This is a genomic window from Allosphingosinicella sp. (assembly GCF_059502505.1).
This window is the reverse complement of the sequence record NZ_JCACEU010000020.1, coordinates 35,245-50,538: the sequence shown is the minus strand read 5'-3', so window position 1 is coordinate 50,538 and position 15,294 is coordinate 35,245. Positions and strand designations below refer to the sequence as shown.

Genomic DNA, 15,294 nt, shown 5'->3' with positions numbered 1-15,294 from the left:
TTTCAGGGTCGTCCTTCCGCCACTTCGGCAGCGTTTGTAACGCGCCGTCAGGCCGGCCGCGCTGAAAAGGGCGGCTGCAGTTTCGGCCTGCCGCCGCAATCGCGGCTCGTCCTCGGCCGCCAGGAACAGGAAATTCGGGACGTTCGGCGGCTCGAGATGATTCACCGGCGAGAGGCTTTCCTGGAGGGCTGGCTCCTTTCCGTAGGTCCGCCGGAACCAGCCCGTCAGATGTCCGGGCACCTCCTTCAGCGCGCCCGCAATGTCGAACGCATCGCTGTTGACGGACGCTGCGGCACGCAATGTCTCGAAGGGCACGCCGGCGGCGCTCAGATAAGTGGGGTCGGTGGCCAGCAGCGTCGCCAGCAAGCCGCCTCGCCCGTAGCCGAGCAGGACAATCCGCTCCGGATCGAAGTCTCGCTTACGGTGCTGCTCCACCAGCACAGCTATCGCCTTGGCCACGTCGGCCGCGGCATCGGCGAGCGTGTCTCCGTCGCCGATGACGTAGTTCACATCAGCAACTGCGAAGCCTTGCTTCAGGAAGCGATACTCGGCCCATTGCGTCGGCCCACTTTCGGTTGCCCCGCCCAGCGTCACGATCAAGGGGGCGAGCGCTCCGGCCTGGGGCTTAAGGTAATCGATCGTTCGATCGCGCTTCGGCGCATAGCGGATGGTCGTCGGCACGAGAGGCGGCGGGGGCGGCCCCTCCGGCATCCTACCGAAATCCGGGCCGGAGAGGTTCTGAGCCGGGGTCGCCGCGGGTGCCAAGATAAGGCCGGCGGCCAGAGCCAGGTTACGGATCGACGTCTTCATCGGGCACCACACTATGCTGCACGAAGCATTGGACCAACAGCCCTTTGCCTTCTAGCAGGCGCCTCATCCAGTATGAGGCAGGTTTGAAGCTATGGCCAATGTCACTGTGATCGGCGGCCAGTGGGGCGACGAGGGCAAGGGCAAGATCGTCGACTGGCTGGCGAGCCGCGCCGACATGGTCGCGCGCTTCCAGGGCGGCCACAACGCCGGCCACACGCTCGTGGTCGGCGAGCAGGTCTACAAGCTGTCATTGCTGCCCTCGGGCGTCGTGCGCGGGACCCGCTCGATCATCGGCAACGGCGTCGTGCTCGACCCCTGGGCGCTGAAGGCGGAAGTCGAGAAGCTGACCGAGCAGGGGCTGACGATCAGCCCCGAGACGCTGCAGATCGCCGATACCTGCCCGCTCATCCTGCCGATCCATCGCGACCTCGACGCGCTGCGCGAGGATGCGTCCGGCAAGGGCAAGATCGGTACGACGCGCCGCGGCATCGGCCCAGCCTATGAGGACAAGGTCGGGCGCCGGGCGATCCGGGTCTGCGACCTCGGCCATATCGACACGCTCGACCCGCAGCTCGACCGTCTCTGCGCTCATCACGATGCGCTGCGCGCCGGATTCGGCGAGCCGGCCATTGACCGCGAGCGGCTGAAGGAGGAATTGCGCGGCATCGCCGATTTCGTGCTCCAGTTCGCCCGCCCCGTCTGGATCACGATGAACGAGGCGCGCGCGCGCGGCGACCGCATCCTGTTCGAAGGCGCGCAGGGCGTGCTGCTCGACGTCGACCACGGCACCTATCCATTCGTGACCTCCTCCAACACGATCGCCGGCACGGCCGCCGCGGGGACCGGGCTGGGGCCGGCGGCGGCCGGTTTCGTGCTCGGCATCGTCAAGGCCTATACGACCCGCGTCGGCTCCGGCCCCTTCCCGACCGAGCTCGATGACGAGATCGGCAACCGCCTCGGCGAGCGCGGCCGCGAGTTCGGCACCGTCACCGGCCGCAAGCGTCGCTGCGGCTGGTTCGACGCGGTGCTGGTCCGGCAATCCATGGCCGTGGCGGGCGTCACCGGCATAGCACTCACCAAGCTCGACGTGCTGGACGGCCTCGACGAGATCCGGATCTGCACCGGCTACCGCCTGAACGGCGCCGCTCTCGATCATCTGCCGGCCCATGCCGCGGATCAGGTGGCAGTGGAGCCGGTCTACGAGACGATCGAGGGCTGGCACCAGTCCACCGCCGGTGCGCGGAGCTGGGCGCAGCTCCCGGCGCAGGCGATCAAATATATCAGGCGGATCGAGGAGCTGATCCACTGTCCCGTCGCTCTGGTCTCGACCAGCCCGGAGCGCGAGGACACGATCCTCGTCCGCGATCCGTTCGCGAACTGACGCCATGACATCGCGCGAGACCACCGGCCTGCTCCCGCGGTCGAGCAGCGATCATGTCGTGGGCGCATCGGGACGCTCGCGGGGCGACTGGGCGGCGCTGATCGGCATCGGCGCGATCCAGTGGCCCTGGCTGCTGCGGAGCCTGAGCGGCGGCACCAAGGCGCAGAAGCGCGCGCTGCTCGACCGGCTCGAGCTGCCGCACGACGCGCTGCCCAATCTCGGCAGCTGGAAGGCGGATACGGGGCTGCTGACACTGGTAGCCGACCACATCCTCACGCACCGGCCGAAGCTGGTGGTCGAATTCGGCACCGGCGCCTCGACCCTGATCATCGCCCGCGCCATGCAGATGGCGGGCGGCGGCACCTTCATCAGCTTCGAGCAGCATGCCGAGTTCGTCGAGGCGACGCGAAGCTGGCTCGCCGAGCACGGCCTGCAGGCGGATCTGCGCGCCGTGCCGCTGCGGCCAGCGAACGACTGGCCTGGCCTGTGGTACGATCACGGGCCGCTGCCGGACGGCATCGAGCTGATGCTGATCGACGGGCCGCCCTGGACGATCCATCCTTTCACCCGCGGTTCTGCCGAGAGCCTGTTCGGCCAGATCGCGCCGGGCGGCACGATCCTGCTGGACGATGCTGCCCGTCCGGGGGAGCGCATTGTGGCGCGCCGCTGGCGCAAGCTTTGGCCGGACTTCACCTTCGAGCTTGTACAGAGCGGCACCAAGGGGACGCTGGTCGGAAGGCGCCGTTAGGCGGTCGATCTCGTTTCGAATGTTGCGAGCGGCTCAGCCTCGGCCTCCTCGACGTCGATCCGGGTCACGGATGCGGCCGGGGGGCCGGAGCGACACCGTTCGACGAGCGCGTCGACCGCTTCGGCAACGCCGCAGGCCAGGATCTCGACCTCGCCCGAACGCCGGTTGCGCACCCATCCGGTAAGGCCGAGCGCGTTGGCCGTCTCCACCGTCCAGGCGCGGTAGAAGACGCCCTGCACCCGTCCGTGCACGATGAGGCGTCGCGCGATCATCGCCTGCGCGCCCGATAGGCGGCAAGATCGCGGGCCATATGCGCGCGGCGAAAGCCCTTGCCCGAGAGCAGCCGTTTCAGATCGGCGGCGTGATCGAAATGCTGAAGCTGCACCCGATAGTAGTTCACATATTCCAGGATCAGCAGAAGAAGGCCGCCCAGGCAGGCAATCTCCGGACCGGCGAAACTGCCTCCCAGCATCAGTGCGATGTTGGCAATAGCGGCTAGGACGATGAGGATGAGGGCCGGACGCTCGGCAACATCGGCCAGGCGAAGGGCCCGCTCCAGCGGCTGCGTCTCGCCGCGCCTCCGTTTCAGGACACCCCTCCAATAAGCCGCCCCCACGACCAGCAGCAGCGCCACGCCGGCATAGACCACGGCCATGGCGCCGATCTCCACCGCCTCGTCCTGCTTGGCCGCAAGGAACGCCACGAGCGGGATGATAACGACGTTGGCGGCCTCCATCTTCCAGTAGCCGCTGAGCCGCCGTTCCAGCTTCTGCTCGATGCTCCTCATCCGCACTGCGCCCGATGGAGCAGTTTCTGGTCCGCCAGGACGAGCGCCACCATCGCCTCCACCACCGGTGCGCCGCGTATGCCGACGCACGGATCGTGGCGGCCGCCGACCCCGAGGGCAGCCACTGAGGATGTCGGCTTGAATGCAACCCGCAGCACGATCGGCTCGCCCGTCGAGATGCCGCCGAGGATTCCGCCGGCCATCGCCGGATCGGCATTGTCCTCGCCGCGCAGCCGGGCGGTGTCGAAGCCGGCGCCGATTTCGACGGCCTTCAAAGCGTTGATCGACATGGCTGCAGCGGCAAGCTCGGCATCCAGCTTGGCATAGACGGGGGCGCCCCAGCCAGCGGGCACGCCGGTCGCGACGCACTCGATCACCGCACCGAGCGAACTCCCCGCCTCCCGCGCCTCGTCGAGCAGCCGCTCCCACGACTGCGGGTCGGCGGAGCCGCCGATCTCGACCGGCTTTGCGTCGATGGCGACTTCCGGAATGACCAGCCGCGCCACCGCGCCCGCCGCCACGCGTGCCGCGGTCTCCCGCGCCGAGGCCCTGCCGCCGCCACGAGGGTCTCTGAGGCCGTACTTCGCCTCGTAGGATCGCTCGGCATGGCCGGCCCGCTGCGGCAAACCGGAATAATCGCCGGGACGGGCATCGATATTGTCGATGACGAGGCTGATCGGCGTTCCGGTCGTGCGGCCTTGATAGGTGCCGGAAAGGATCCTCACCCGGTCGGGCTCCGCGCGGGGGCTGGTCTGCGCCGATCGTCCCGGCCGGCGGCGGTCGAGCCAGGGCTGGATGTCGCTCTCGTCGAGGGAGATGCCCGGCGGGCATCCGTCCACCACAGCCCCGATCGCCGGCCCGTGGCTTTCGCCCCAGGTCGTGAAACGGAAGACCCGGCCGAAGCTGTTGACGCTCACCGGCTACAATTGCCGCTTATGATAATTGTCGCGATCGAGGTCGCGGACCTCGACTGTCAGTTGCAGGTCAAGGTCGTCGGGCTTGGCGACGGCGTCGCCGAGTTCGGCCATGATCCGTTCGCCCAGCAGCCGCTTCTGCTCGGCCGGGCGGCCGGAAAGGATACGCAGATCGACGTGAATCATGGCATGGGTGTTGGAGCCGTCGCCGATCACCGTCTCCTGAAGTTCGACCAGGCGCGTCTTGCAGCTTGCAAGCTGCGTGTCGATCGTGGACGCGACTTGGTCGTGCACCCGCCGCGCGAAGGGGCGAGCTTCGAATGCCGTTCCCAGATTGGCGCTATACTCGATCGTGATCTGGGGCACGGATGCTCCTCAGGTGGTCGCGATGTCCGGAGCGTCCTCGGCCTTCATGCCAACTACGTTGTAGCCGGCATCGACATGATGGATCTCGCCGGTGACGCCGCTGGCGAGGTCGGAGAGGAGGTAGAGGGCTGCGCCGCCGACATCCTCGATCGTGACGTTGCGCCGAAGCGGGCTGTTATATTCGTTCCACTTCATGATGTAGCGGAAGTCGCCGATCCCGCTGGCCGCCAGCGTCTTGATCGGGCCGGCCGAGATGGCGTTCACCCGGATCTTCTCGGGGCCGAGGTCCATGGCGAGATATTTGACGCTGGTCTCCAGCGCCGACTTGGCGACACCCATCACATTGTAGTGCGGGATGACCTTCTCGGCGCCATAATAGCTGAGCGTCAGCACGCTGCCGCCGTCCGCCATCAGCTCGCGCGCCTTCCGCGTCACCGCGACGAAGCTGTAGACGGAAATGTTCATCGTCATCAGGAAGTTGTCGAGGCTGGTGTCGACGAATTTGCCGCGCAGTTCGTTCTTGTCGGAGAAACCGATCGCGTGAACGAGGAAGTCGAGCCGGCCCCACCGGCTCCTGATCTCGTCGAAGGCGCGGTCCAGCGCGGCCATGTCAGACACGTCGCAGTCGATCAGGAAGTCGGAACCGAGCTCGGCGGCGAGCGGTGCCACGCGCTTCTGCAGCGCCTCGCCCTGATAGCTGAAGGCGAGCTCCGCACCTTGCGCCGAGAGCGCCTTGGCGATGCCCCAGGCAAGCGACCGGTCGTTGGCGAGGCCCATGATCAGGCCTCTCTTGCCCCCCATCAAACCCGTCATTCCTTCTCCTCTTCGTCCACCGCCGCTTCTCGCGATGCCTCATTGGCATGTTCGGCGATCTCTTCGGCCTTGGCCTCGCGCACGTCCTGTACAGTGGGTTCGGGCGTTTCCGCTAGGGCTGCGTTGAGTTGTGCGCCGATCGTGACGCCCAGCCCGATCATGAAGAAGAAGAACAAGGCGATGATCACGCCGGCCAGGCTGCCATATGTAAGGTCATAGCCGCCGAGGCTCGACAGCACGACCGGAAGCAGCGAGGTGGTCCCCAGCCACCAGATGGCGACGAAGGCAGGTCCGGGCCATTTGACGCAGCCCTTCTTGCGATAACGCTTCGGCGTCAACGACACGAACAGCAGGTAGAGCGATCCGAACAGGATCAGCGCCGGCGCCAAGCGCAGCAGCGAGAGGAGGCCGCTGATCTCGTCGCTGTTCGGTAGTGCCTCGAGGACGAATTCCTGCGCGCTCGAGAAGACGACGGAGAGGGCGAAGGTGATCAGGATCAGGAACACCGATCCGAAGATCAGCCCCATCGACCAGAGACGATACTCCCAGAACGGGCGGGTATAGGTAACGCCGTAGGCGCGGCGGATGATGTCGCGGATCGTCTCGATGAAGCTGCCGGTGGTCCAGAGCCCGACTAGGGCGCCGAGCCAGAGGAGATTGCCCGATCGCGCCTGGAGCACGTCGTTGATCGGCTTCCTCAGCACCTCAGCAACCGTCGGCGGCATCGTCTGGAGCAAGGTCGCGACCGCGTTCATCCCGCCCTCGCTCTCGCCGACGAGTCGCGCGACGGCGGCTGCGACGATGACGAACGGGAAGAGCGTCATCAAAGCCAGGTAGGCGAGGTTGCCGGCGTGGATGAAGCCGTCGGAATAAACGCCGATCGCGACCCGCTTCATGACTTCGAAGGGCCGGGTGCCCGGTTTGACCTTCGCGACTTCGCGTCCGACCCGGGCTTTGGCAATGGCGAGCCGCTTTCGCCTGGCTTCCGGAGATTCGGGAGAGATTGTCTGCACGAACGGCTAGACGCCCAGAGCAGCCCGCGGGTTTCCTTTGCCGCGGCCCTTCCACTTCTGGGCGAAGTCCAGCACCTCGGGATCGTCGGCGGGAATGTCGATCATCAGGGTGACGAGCTGGTCGCCGCGGCTGCCGTTCTTGCCGGTGAAGCCCTTGCCCTTCAGGCGAAGCACCTTGCCCGAGCTCGAGCCCTTCGGAACCCCGACCATCACCGGACCGTCCACCGTCGGGACCTTGACCTTGGCGCCGAGCACCGCCTCGTCGATCGACACGGGCAGGTCCAGGCGGACATCGTCGCCGTCGCGGGTGAAGAAGCGGTGGGGCGCGATGTGGATGGTGACGATCGCATCGCCATTGCCGCCCGCGCCGGGCTGGCCTTGGCCCGCAAGCCGGATCTTTGTGCCTTCCTCGACCCCCTTGGGGAGCTTGATGTCGACGGTCTTGCCGCTCCCTAAGGAGACGCGCTGGTCCTTCAGCGTCGCCGCATCCTCGAACTTCACGGCGAGCCGGTAGCCCGCATCCGCGCCCTTCGCTGGCGGCGGCCTGCGCGCGCCGCCGAACGCTCCGAAGCCGCCGCCGCCACCACCATTGCGACGGCCGCCTAGGATGCTGTCGAACAAATCGGAGAGATCCACCTGCTCCGCCCCCGCGCCTTCAAAGCCGCCGGGACCGCGGTTCGGCCTGAAGCCGCCGGGATGTCCGCCGCCGCCGCCGCCGAAGCCGAATGGCATGCGCGGATTGCCGTCCTCGTCGATCTCGCCGCGATCATATTGGGCGCGCTTATCCTTGTCGGTGAGGATGTCGTACGCGCGCGTCACCTTGGAAAAGCGCTCCGTCGCCTTCGGATTGTCCTTGTTCCGGTCCGGGTGCAGCTCCTTGGCGAGCTTCCTATAGGCCTTCTTGATCGCGGCTTCGTCCGCGCCTCGAGCGACACCCAGCTCTGAATAAAGATCCGCCATCGGAAACGTCGTTCTCCGGAAGATGCCGAAAAGTCCATTGTTGCATAGACGCAACTCTGTTGCAGATGGGTTGAGACCGCGCCCTCCGCAAGCGGTGACCTTGTGCGAAACCGTCCCGGACGGCAAGAGATCGGCCATGGTCACGGACCCGCACAGCCTGTTCGAGGAATGGTTCGCGGAGGCGCGGCTTTCGGAGCCGAACGACGCCAACGCGGTCGCGCTTGCCACCAGCACGGCGGACGGGCGGCCGTCGGTTCGGATGGTGCTGCTCAAGGGTCATGACGAGGGCGGCTTCGTCTTCTACACCAACCTCGACAGCCGCAAGGGCGGCGAGCTGGCGGCCAATCCGCGTGCGGCCTTGCTGTTCCACTGGAAGTCGCTGCGGCGGCAGGTGCGGATCGAAGGCGCCGTCGAACCGGTGACGCTGGCGGAGGCGGACGCTTATTTCGCAACCCGCAGCCGGGACAGCCAGCTCGGTGCATGGGCCTCGGACCAGTCGAAGCCTCTCGCCTCCCGCGACCTGTTCGAGAGCCGCTACGGCGAGATGCGCGACCGCTTCGAAGGCGGCGAGGTGCCGCGGCCGCCGCGATGGTCGGGATTTCGCTTGGTGCCGGAACGCATCGAATTCTGGAGCGACCGCGCTCATCGCCTTCATGAGCGTCGCTTGTTCGAGCATGCGGACGGCGGCTGGAGCGAAGGGCTGCTCTACCCATGATGGCGTTTCGCAACGAGCGCAGCCGCCTCGCCGCAAGCGCGGCGATCGCCAGCGTCTGCGCGGCCCTGTTCCTGCTCGTCCTGAAGGCTTTGGCGGCATTGAGCACCGGCTCGGTCGCGATGCTCGGCTCGCTTTCGGACACCGGCCTCGACTTCCTCGCCTCGCTCGTCACGCTCTACGGCGTCCGCCTTGCCGCCACCCCCGCCGACCATGACCACCGCTTCGGCCACGGCAAGGCGGAAGCGCTAGCGGCCTTGTTCCAAGTCGCCCTGATCACCGCCTCGGCCGCGATCATAGGCTGGCGCGCGGTCGAGCATCTGCGGCTCGATCGACCCCCCGTCGCCGCCGAATTCGGCATCGGCGTGTCGCTGGCCGCGATCGCCGTCACCTTTGCGCTCCTCCTCTACCAGCGCCGCGTGATCGCTCGCACGGGATCGGTCGCGATCCGGGCCGACAACATCCACTATCAAAGCGATCTGCTGCTCAACCTGGCGGTGATCGCGGCGCTGGTGCTGGAAAGCTATGTCGGAGTGACGGGCGCCGATCCGGTGTTCGGCATTGCGATCGCGCTCTGGCTCGCCTGGGGTGCGTTCCAGGCGTCGAGCCACGCCATCGACCAACTGATGGACAAGGAATGGCCGGAGGAGAAACGTCAGCGCTTCCTTGCGCTCGCCGCCCAGCATCCCGAACTGCGCGGCATCCATGATTTCCGCACGCGACGCAGCGGCTCGCGCGACTTTGCCCAGTTTCACATGTACGTCGCGCCCGAGATGAGCATCAGGGATGCACATACGGTCATGGACGAGGTGGAGGGCAAAATCGCCGAGCAGTTCCCCGACGTCGAGGTGCTGATCCACCTCGATCCCGAGGGCCATATCGACCAGCCGGGCAACAAGCTGGTCGAGACGGACGTCACCCCCTGGTTTGGAAAACGCCCATGAATCTGAGGTTCGTTCAGGTCGACGCTTTCGCCGACCGTCCCTTCACCGGCAATCCCGCTGCCGTGATCCCGCTCGAGGAGTGGCTGCCGGACGAGATGATGCAGGCGATCGCCGAGGAGAATAATCTCAGCGAGACCGCCTTCACCGTCCCCGCCTCGGGCGATGCGGATTACGAGCTCAGGTGGTTCACGCCGACCACCGAGGTCGCGCTTTGCGGCCACGCCACGCTCGCCAGCGGCCATGTGCTGATCGAGGGGAACGAGGTCCGCTTCCGCACGCGCAAGGCCGGCGTGCTGGTGGTCCGCCGGGAGGGCGAGGCGCTGACCCTCGATCTGCCGCTCACGAAGGTCCGGGAGGCCGAGGACCCGCGCCTGCTCGAAGTGCTCGGCACGCCGACCGGCCGGATATTCCTCTCTTATGAAGGCGCCGAGGCGACGGCGATCATCCTGGTCGAAGACGAAGCCGCGGTCCGCGCCTGCACGCCCGACATGAGCGCCCTGCGTGACATCGATCTGATGGCGATCGTCACCGCGCAGGGCAGCGACACAGACGTCGTCAGTCGCGTCTTCGTGCCCGCCTGGGGCGTCGACGAGGACCCGGTCACCGGCTCCGCCCACGGCGCGCTCACGCCCTTCTGGGCGGAGCGCCTTGGCCGCGACCGCTTCACCGCATTCCAGGCAAGCCGCCGCGGCGGTCATGTCGAGTGCCGGCATGCGGGCGACCGCGCCATTCTCGGCGGCCGCTGCGTCACCGTCATCGAGGGCGAGCTGAAGCTTTGAGACCGGGCGCCGGTCGCTACGGAACCCGCGGCTTTTCCCGCTTGTTTTGACGCTCTGGCGCACTATTGCTCAGGCGCAATCCGGCGGAGACCGGAACCTCCCGAACATGGTGAACCCAGGTCTCGCGTCCGTGAGGCTGAATATTCATATTGGAAGAGACATTGTCTTTGCTGCACAATCGCATGAGCGACTGCGTAACGGGATGAGAATGTTAACTTCCGCCCGTCCGAAACGTGATAGAATGGCGACTATGGAGTGTCAGGCTCAGCATCGGTCGCCGTTCCGACCCGGCTCCGGCCATTGAAGAGTAACAGTGAATTGGCCACCCCAGCTCCCCATCTCCTGCTGGTCGAAGACGATCCCGCCACCCTGCACGTGCTGGAGGCTACGCTCGAATATGGCGGCTTCGGCAGCGATGTCGCCACCACTGCGCTAGACGCCCTGCAGCGCCTCAGCGATCGTTCCTATGACGCGGTGCTGCTCGATCTCGGCCTGCCGGATCTCGACGGCTCTCATCTCATCAAGACGCTGCGCACGAACAGCGATGTGCCGATCATGGTCGTTTCAGGCCGCGGCACGGAGCAGGACAAGATCGATTCGCTCGATCTCGGCGCCGACGACTTCATCGCCAAGCCGTTCCTGCCGGGCGAGCTGCTCGCCCGCATCCGCGCCGTCCTCCGGCGCCGCGGGCCGTCGATGGCGGCGGCGGCCAACGATATCCAGGATGACGACGGCGCAACACCCGGCCCGCAAGTGCCCGACGCAGAGGTCCGCTTCGCGCGCCTTGAAGGCAGGCTGTTCAGCCTGCTCGAAAGCCGCGGGGACGATGTCGTCACCTATGAAGAGATCATCGACGCCATCTGGAGCAAGGACAAGACGCGGGGCCAGAGTCACGTCCGCGTGCTGGTCGGGCAGCTCCGCCGCAAGCTCGAGCTCCAGAACAGCCCCTACAAGATCCGCAGCGAGCGCGGCGCCGGCTATCGCCTCTGGAAAAGCGCCGACGCCTAGGCGAGCGACGCCTCCAGCGCGTCAAGGATCGGTGCCTGGCTGGCCAGGATCTGCGCCCGCGCTTCCGCCAGGCTGAACCAGGCCGCGCGGTCGACCTCCGGGAATGACTGCATCTCGCCGCTGCGGGGCGGCCATTCGATCGTGAATTCGTTGCTGACGATCCGATCCGCGTCGAGATCGCCTTCCAGCGCGAACGCCTCCACCCATTTGCCGCCGGCCTGGCGAATGCGGCAGAGCGGCCGCGGATCTCCCGGCGGGCGAGTGCCCAGCTCCTCCTCGAATTCACGGAGGGCGCAGGCGGTGATGTCCTCGCCCTCTTCGACGCCCCCCTTGGGGATCATCCACGCGCCTCGACCCCTGCCGCGCCAGAAGGGGCCGCCCGGGTGGATGAGCAGGACCTCCAACTCACCGTTCAGGCGGCGATAGAGGATGATGCCGGCGCTCAGCTTTCCCAATGGTTCTGCCCCCCGCAAGCGATGGGTCTCGCCTGCTGGACCTACTTAGCCTAGTCCTTGCCGTATGCACGCGTCGAACGGCGAAGAAAGCAGAGCTGAAGAACCCGCCCTTCAGCGCGAGATCGGGTTCGTCGGCTCGGCCTTCCTCTCCTTCAATGGCGCCGTCGGCGCGGGCATCTTCGCGTTGCCGGCGACGCTCGCGCTCCAGTTCGGCGCATTCAGCCCGTGGCTGTTCCCGTTGTTCGGGCTGCTGGTCCTCGCCTTGGCGCTTCCCTTCGCCCGGCTCGCCTCGCTCTTCCCGAACTCGGGCGGCCCGGTCGCCTATACCGCCGCCTTCGGGCCGTTGCTGTCGTTCCAGGTCGGCTGGGTCTATTATGTCGCGCGGGTGACGGCGCTCGCCGCCAACAGCAATGTGTTCGCGACCTATGCCGGTTCGCTCTGGGCGCCGCTCGACACGGGGGCGGGCCGGGTTGCGCTCATCGCCGGGCTCTGCGCCTTCCTCACCTTCGTCAACGTCGTCGGCGTGCGGCGGGCGATCCGGGTTTTGGACGCGATCACCCTTCTGAAGCTGCTGCCGATCCTCGGCTTCGCGATCGCCGGGCTCATCCTCTTTGCTGACCGCATCCCCGCGCCCGGGCCGCTGCCGCCGATCACCGGCATCGAGGCGGCCGCCCTGCTGGTCCTCTATGCCTTCGTCGGCTTCGAAAACTCGCTCATCCCGGCCGGTGAAACCAGCGAGCCCCGCCGCACCATCCCTCGCGCGCTCATCGCCACGATCGTGTCCATCGCCGTGCTCTACTTCCTCGTGCAGCTCGCCTTCGTGACCGTCGCGCCCCCGGCACGGGAGGACGCGCCCTTGCTCGCTCTCGGCGAAGCCTTGGCGGGGCCGATTGGCGCGGTGATCCTGACGCTGGCGGCGCTCTTCTCGATCGCGGGAAATACCAGCAGCTCGATGACGTCGACGCCGCGCGTCACCTACGCGCTCGCGCGCGACGGGCTGCTTCCCGACTGGTTCGGCCGAGTGAGCGAGCGTTTCCGCACGCCCGCCAATTCGATTGTCTTCATGGGCGTCGCCGGGGCGGCGCTGGCGCTCAGCGGCAGCTTCGTCTGGCTGGCGGTGGTCAGCACGGTTGCACGGCTGGTGGTCTATTCCGCCTGCATTGCGGCGCTGCCGAAGGCGGAAAGGGCGGCGTCCGGCCGAACCGCGCTCGCCATTCTCGCCGCTCTGGTTGGGCTCGCCATCTGCCTGTGGGCGGCGCTCCAGACAGAATGGCCGGCCTGGCGCATGCTGCTCGGCCTGCTGGCCGTGGGCCTGCTGCTTTACGTCGCGGCGCGGCGGAGCGCGGTCAGGCGGCGATAAGCTCGGCCGGCACGGTTTCCTCGATCCAGCCGCCGCCGAGTACGCGGTCGCCCCGGTAGAGCACGGCGGCCTGGCCGGGCGCGACGCCATATTCCGGTGCCTCGAAATGGATGCTGCGGCCGTCGAACCGCACCGGCGCCGGCTTGGCGAGGGAGCGGACCTTGACCGTCATGCCCACGTCGGCATCTTCGCCGCCGAGCCAGTTCAGACCGCCAAGCTGTGCTGCCCTGACGGCAAGGGCGCTCCTCGGCCCGACCACCACGCGCCGCGCGTCCGGGTCGAGCCGCACGACGTAGAGCGGCTCCTTCTGCCCCCCAATCTCCAGCCCGCGTCGCTGGCCGACGGTGAAATGGATCAGTCCGCGGTGGCGGCCGAGCACCCGGCCTTCCATGTCCACGATCTCGCCCTCGGCCGCCGCCTCGGGCCGCACCTTCTTCACGACGGAGGCGTAGTCGCCATTGGGGACGAAGCAGATGTCCTGGCTGTCCGGCTTGTCGGCGACCGCGAGGCTGAGCTCCCGCGCGATCTCCCGCACCGCCGGCTTCGGCAAGTCGCCGAGCGGGAAGCGAAGGAAGTCGAGCTGCTCCTGCGTCGTCGCGAACAGGAAATAACTCTGGTCGCGCGCCGGATCGGCCGCCTTGTGCAGCTCAGCACCGCGCAGGCCGGGCACGCGCCGCACATAATGGCCCGTGGCGAGGCAATCGGCGCCGAGCTCCCGCGCCAGCCCCAGCAGGTCGGTGAACTTCACGCCCTGGTTGCAGGAGATGCAGGGGATCGGCGTCCGTCCGCGCATATATTCGTCGGCGAAGCGGTCGATCACGCCTTCGCGAAAGCGACTCTCATAGTCGAAGACATAGTGCGCGATGCCGAGCCGGTCGGCGACCGTGCGCGCATCAAAGATATCCTGCCCGGCGCAGCAGCTGCCTGTGCGCTGCACCGCGGCGCCGTAGTCGTAAAGCTGGAGCGTGACGCCGATCACCTCGGCGCCGCTCCGCGCGGCGAGCGCGGCCACGACCGAGCTGTCGACGCCGCCGGACATGGCGACGACGATCCGCGCGCCCTTTGCCAGGCGGCCAAGCTGGAACGGATCCTCGGTCATTGCGCCGCCATATAGTGCGCGAAGCCGCCTGCGGACAGCCTTGCCGCCTCCTTTACCTCGTCTTCAGCCTTGCACCTTAATGGCTTGGCGATGGATCTGAGTTTCTTCCGGCGCGCCGAACGGGTCTTCGCCCGCAGCAGTGCCGCTCCGCTCGATTATCGGGTTCTGGTCGCGACGCTGGAGGCGCTGCAGTCGGCGAGCCCGGCCGCGCGCAGCGTTCGCCTTGCCCGGGAGACGACGGATCTGTCGCCGAGCCACGATCCTCTGGTCGAGCTGCTGCTCGGCGGCGGCGCCTGGCGCGACGCCGTCGGGGCTCAGCGCGGCTGCTTCAACCGCGGCCAGGTAAAGCTCCTGGCCCGGCGGCCGTAACTTAGATGACCGGGGCATTTACCTTCGCATTTTAGCCTTCCTTCAAGAGCCCGAATGTAAGGCCAAGGCAACGAGAACATCCGCCCCCGGGGCGATCAGGGGGAAACCGAGGTAGGAATGATCGAGAACCAGAAGATACGTCCGGCCCAGGTGATCGGCCCGCTCGGCGAGCCGCTGACCCTCGACACGCTGCCGCATCCCTCCACCACCCGCTGGGTCGTCCGGCGCAAGGCGGAGGTCGTGGCGGCCGTGAATGGCGGCCTGCTCTCGGTCGACGAGGCGTGCGAGCGCTACGGCCTGACCCTCGAGGAGTTTGCCGGCTGGCAGCGAGCGGTCGACCGCTCGGGCATGCCCGGCCTCCGCGTGACGCGCATCCAGCATTACAAGTCGCTCTACGAGCGCCAGCAGAAGTTCTGATCCTCGGCGGCGGGCACGCGTCCGCCGCCTCTTTCAAGCAACCTTGCACCTCCCTAAGCGTCTCCTGTCGCAGCAGACCGCGGGAGTGCGCATGGGCTTCATTCTATCGGTGATCATCGGCGGCCTTATCGGCTGGATCGCCGGGCTGATCATGGGCGGCTCCGCGCGCCAGCGCCTTCACGACGTGATCGTCGGTATGTTCGGTGCCTTGCTGGGCGGCTTCTTCCTTGGACCGGTTCTCGGCGGCGGCAACCTGCTTGAAGCGATGCTGGACATCCGCACCCTGCTGGTCGCGGCGATCGGCACGATCGCGTGCCTCCTCCTCCTCAATCTGTTCCGTAGGAAGCGCGCGACCTGAT

General features: G+C 67.1%; 19 protein-coding genes and 1 pseudogene. 10 read left to right on the top strand and 10 right to left on the bottom strand.

The features are described from left to right. Positions 1–117 precede the first annotated feature (117 nt). A pseudogene (locus AC5JBD_RS16010) lies at positions 118–711 on the bottom strand (hypothetical protein); the annotation flags it as partial. 190 nt (positions 712–901) lie between these two features. Here AC5JBD_RS16010 and AC5JBD_RS16005 point away from each other — a divergent pair. Beyond that, positions 902–2,191 (top strand): adenylosuccinate synthase, encoded by a 1,290-nt coding sequence (locus tag AC5JBD_RS16005; RefSeq protein ID WP_495722822.1) that lies wholly within the window; start codon positions 902–904, stop codon positions 2,189–2,191. A gap of 4 nt (positions 2,192–2,195) precedes the next feature. Beyond that, positions 2,196–2,939 carry a class I SAM-dependent methyltransferase gene (locus tag AC5JBD_RS16000; RefSeq protein ID WP_495722821.1) on the top strand — a complete coding sequence of 248 codons (744 nt, stop codon included), beginning with the start codon at positions 2,196–2,198 and terminating at the stop codon, positions 2,937–2,939. On the opposite strand, the gene AC5JBD_RS15995 is transcribed toward AC5JBD_RS16000, so the two are convergent. From AC5JBD_RS15995 to AC5JBD_RS15965, 7 genes are all read right to left on the bottom strand, one after another. Then, the gene (locus AC5JBD_RS15995; RefSeq protein ID WP_495722820.1) at positions 2,936–3,211 is read right to left on the bottom strand and encodes an acylphosphatase; all 276 of its coding nucleotides are present in this window, start codon (positions 3,209–3,211) and stop codon (positions 2,936–2,938) included. The two genes, AC5JBD_RS16000 and AC5JBD_RS15995, sit on opposite strands and share 4 nt — an antisense overlap. Further along, complete coding sequence (locus AC5JBD_RS15990) at positions 3,208–3,726, bottom strand: hypothetical protein (RefSeq protein ID WP_495722819.1); 519 nt, start codon at positions 3,724–3,726, stop codon at positions 3,208–3,210. The genes AC5JBD_RS15995 and AC5JBD_RS15990 overlap by 4 nt, the downstream gene beginning before the upstream one ends. Next, positions 3,723–4,643, bottom strand: a complete 921-nt coding sequence (locus AC5JBD_RS15985; protein WP_495722818.1) for a chorismate synthase — start codon at positions 4,641–4,643, stop codon at positions 3,723–3,725. Before AC5JBD_RS15985 ends, AC5JBD_RS15990 begins: the two co-directional genes overlap by 4 nt. A gap of 3 nt (positions 4,644–4,646) precedes the next feature. Then, the gene (locus AC5JBD_RS15980) at positions 4,647–5,006 is read right to left on the bottom strand and encodes a 5-carboxymethyl-2-hydroxymuconate Delta-isomerase (protein ID WP_495722817.1); all 360 of its coding nucleotides are present in this window, start codon (positions 5,004–5,006) and stop codon (positions 4,647–4,649) included. Positions 5,007–5,015: 9 nt separating this feature from the next. Next, entirely contained in the window at positions 5,016–5,819 is an 804-nt protein-coding gene (gene fabI, locus AC5JBD_RS15975; RefSeq protein ID WP_495722816.1) for an enoyl-ACP reductase FabI, read from the bottom strand. Further along, on the bottom strand, positions 5,816–6,715 hold the full coding sequence (locus tag AC5JBD_RS15970; protein ID WP_495722815.1) for a YihY/virulence factor BrkB family protein: 900 nt from the start codon (positions 6,713–6,715) through the stop codon (positions 5,816–5,818). Before AC5JBD_RS15970 ends, fabI begins: the two co-directional genes overlap by 4 nt. Positions 6,716–6,838: 123 nt before the next feature. Then, a complete protein-coding gene (locus tag AC5JBD_RS15965) occupies positions 6,839–7,792 on the bottom strand; it encodes a DnaJ C-terminal domain-containing protein (protein ID WP_495722814.1) in 954 nt (317 codons plus the stop codon). A 136-nt stretch (positions 7,793–7,928) separates the two neighbouring features. Here AC5JBD_RS15965 and pdxH point away from each other — a divergent pair, with 136 nt between their 5' ends. The 4 genes from pdxH (at position 7,929) to AC5JBD_RS15945 (ending at position 11,235) form a co-directional block, all read left to right on the top strand. After that, complete coding sequence (gene pdxH / locus AC5JBD_RS15960) at positions 7,929–8,507, top strand: pyridoxamine 5'-phosphate oxidase (protein WP_495723002.1); 579 nt, start codon at positions 7,929–7,931, stop codon at positions 8,505–8,507. Next, complete coding sequence (locus AC5JBD_RS15955; RefSeq protein WP_495722813.1) at positions 8,504–9,448, top strand: cation diffusion facilitator family transporter; 945 nt, start codon at positions 8,504–8,506, stop codon at positions 9,446–9,448. The genes pdxH and AC5JBD_RS15955 overlap by 4 nt, the downstream gene beginning before the upstream one ends. After that, a complete protein-coding gene (locus AC5JBD_RS15950) occupies positions 9,445–10,227 on the top strand; it encodes a PhzF family phenazine biosynthesis protein (RefSeq protein WP_495722812.1) in 783 nt (260 codons plus the stop codon). The genes AC5JBD_RS15955 and AC5JBD_RS15950 overlap by 4 nt, the downstream gene beginning before the upstream one ends. A 318-nt stretch (positions 10,228–10,545) precedes the next feature. Then, positions 10,546–11,235, top strand: a complete 690-nt coding sequence (locus tag AC5JBD_RS15945; protein WP_495722811.1) for a response regulator transcription factor — start codon at positions 10,546–10,548, stop codon at positions 11,233–11,235. Here AC5JBD_RS15945 and AC5JBD_RS15940 read toward each other — a convergent pair. Next, complete coding sequence (locus AC5JBD_RS15940) at positions 11,232–11,690, bottom strand: NUDIX hydrolase (RefSeq protein WP_495722810.1); 459 nt, start codon at positions 11,688–11,690, stop codon at positions 11,232–11,234. The two genes, AC5JBD_RS15945 and AC5JBD_RS15940, sit on opposite strands and share 4 nt — an antisense overlap. A 64-nt stretch (positions 11,691–11,754) precedes the next feature. Between AC5JBD_RS15940 and AC5JBD_RS15935 the strand changes: the two genes are divergently transcribed. Further along, on the top strand, positions 11,755–13,050 hold the full coding sequence (locus tag AC5JBD_RS15935) for an APC family permease (protein ID WP_495722809.1): 1,296 nt from the start codon (positions 11,755–11,757) through the stop codon (positions 13,048–13,050). Here the strand turns inward: AC5JBD_RS15935 and mnmA are convergent. Then, positions 13,037–14,149, bottom strand: coding sequence for a tRNA 2-thiouridine(34) synthase MnmA (gene mnmA, locus AC5JBD_RS15930; RefSeq protein ID WP_495722808.1), 1,113 nt, complete (start codon positions 14,147–14,149; stop codon positions 13,037–13,039). The two genes, AC5JBD_RS15935 and mnmA, sit on opposite strands and share 14 nt — an antisense overlap. 90 nt (positions 14,150–14,239) lie before the next feature. On the opposite strand from mnmA, the gene AC5JBD_RS15925 reads away from it, so the two are divergent. The 3 genes from AC5JBD_RS15925 (at position 14,240) to AC5JBD_RS15915 (ending at position 15,293) form a co-directional block, all read left to right on the top strand. After that, positions 14,240–14,518, top strand: coding sequence for a hypothetical protein (locus tag AC5JBD_RS15925; protein WP_495722807.1), 279 nt, complete (start codon positions 14,240–14,242; stop codon positions 14,516–14,518). Positions 14,519–14,635: 117 nt separating this feature from the next. Next, positions 14,636–14,935, top strand: a complete 300-nt coding sequence (gene sciP, locus AC5JBD_RS15920) for a CtrA inhibitor SciP (RefSeq protein WP_495722806.1) — start codon at positions 14,636–14,638, stop codon at positions 14,933–14,935. 91 nt (positions 14,936–15,026) lie between these two features. Continuing rightward, positions 15,027–15,293, top strand: coding sequence for a GlsB/YeaQ/YmgE family stress response membrane protein (locus tag AC5JBD_RS15915; RefSeq protein ID WP_495722805.1), 267 nt, complete (start codon positions 15,027–15,029; stop codon positions 15,291–15,293). Position 15,294 lies beyond the last annotated feature (1 nt).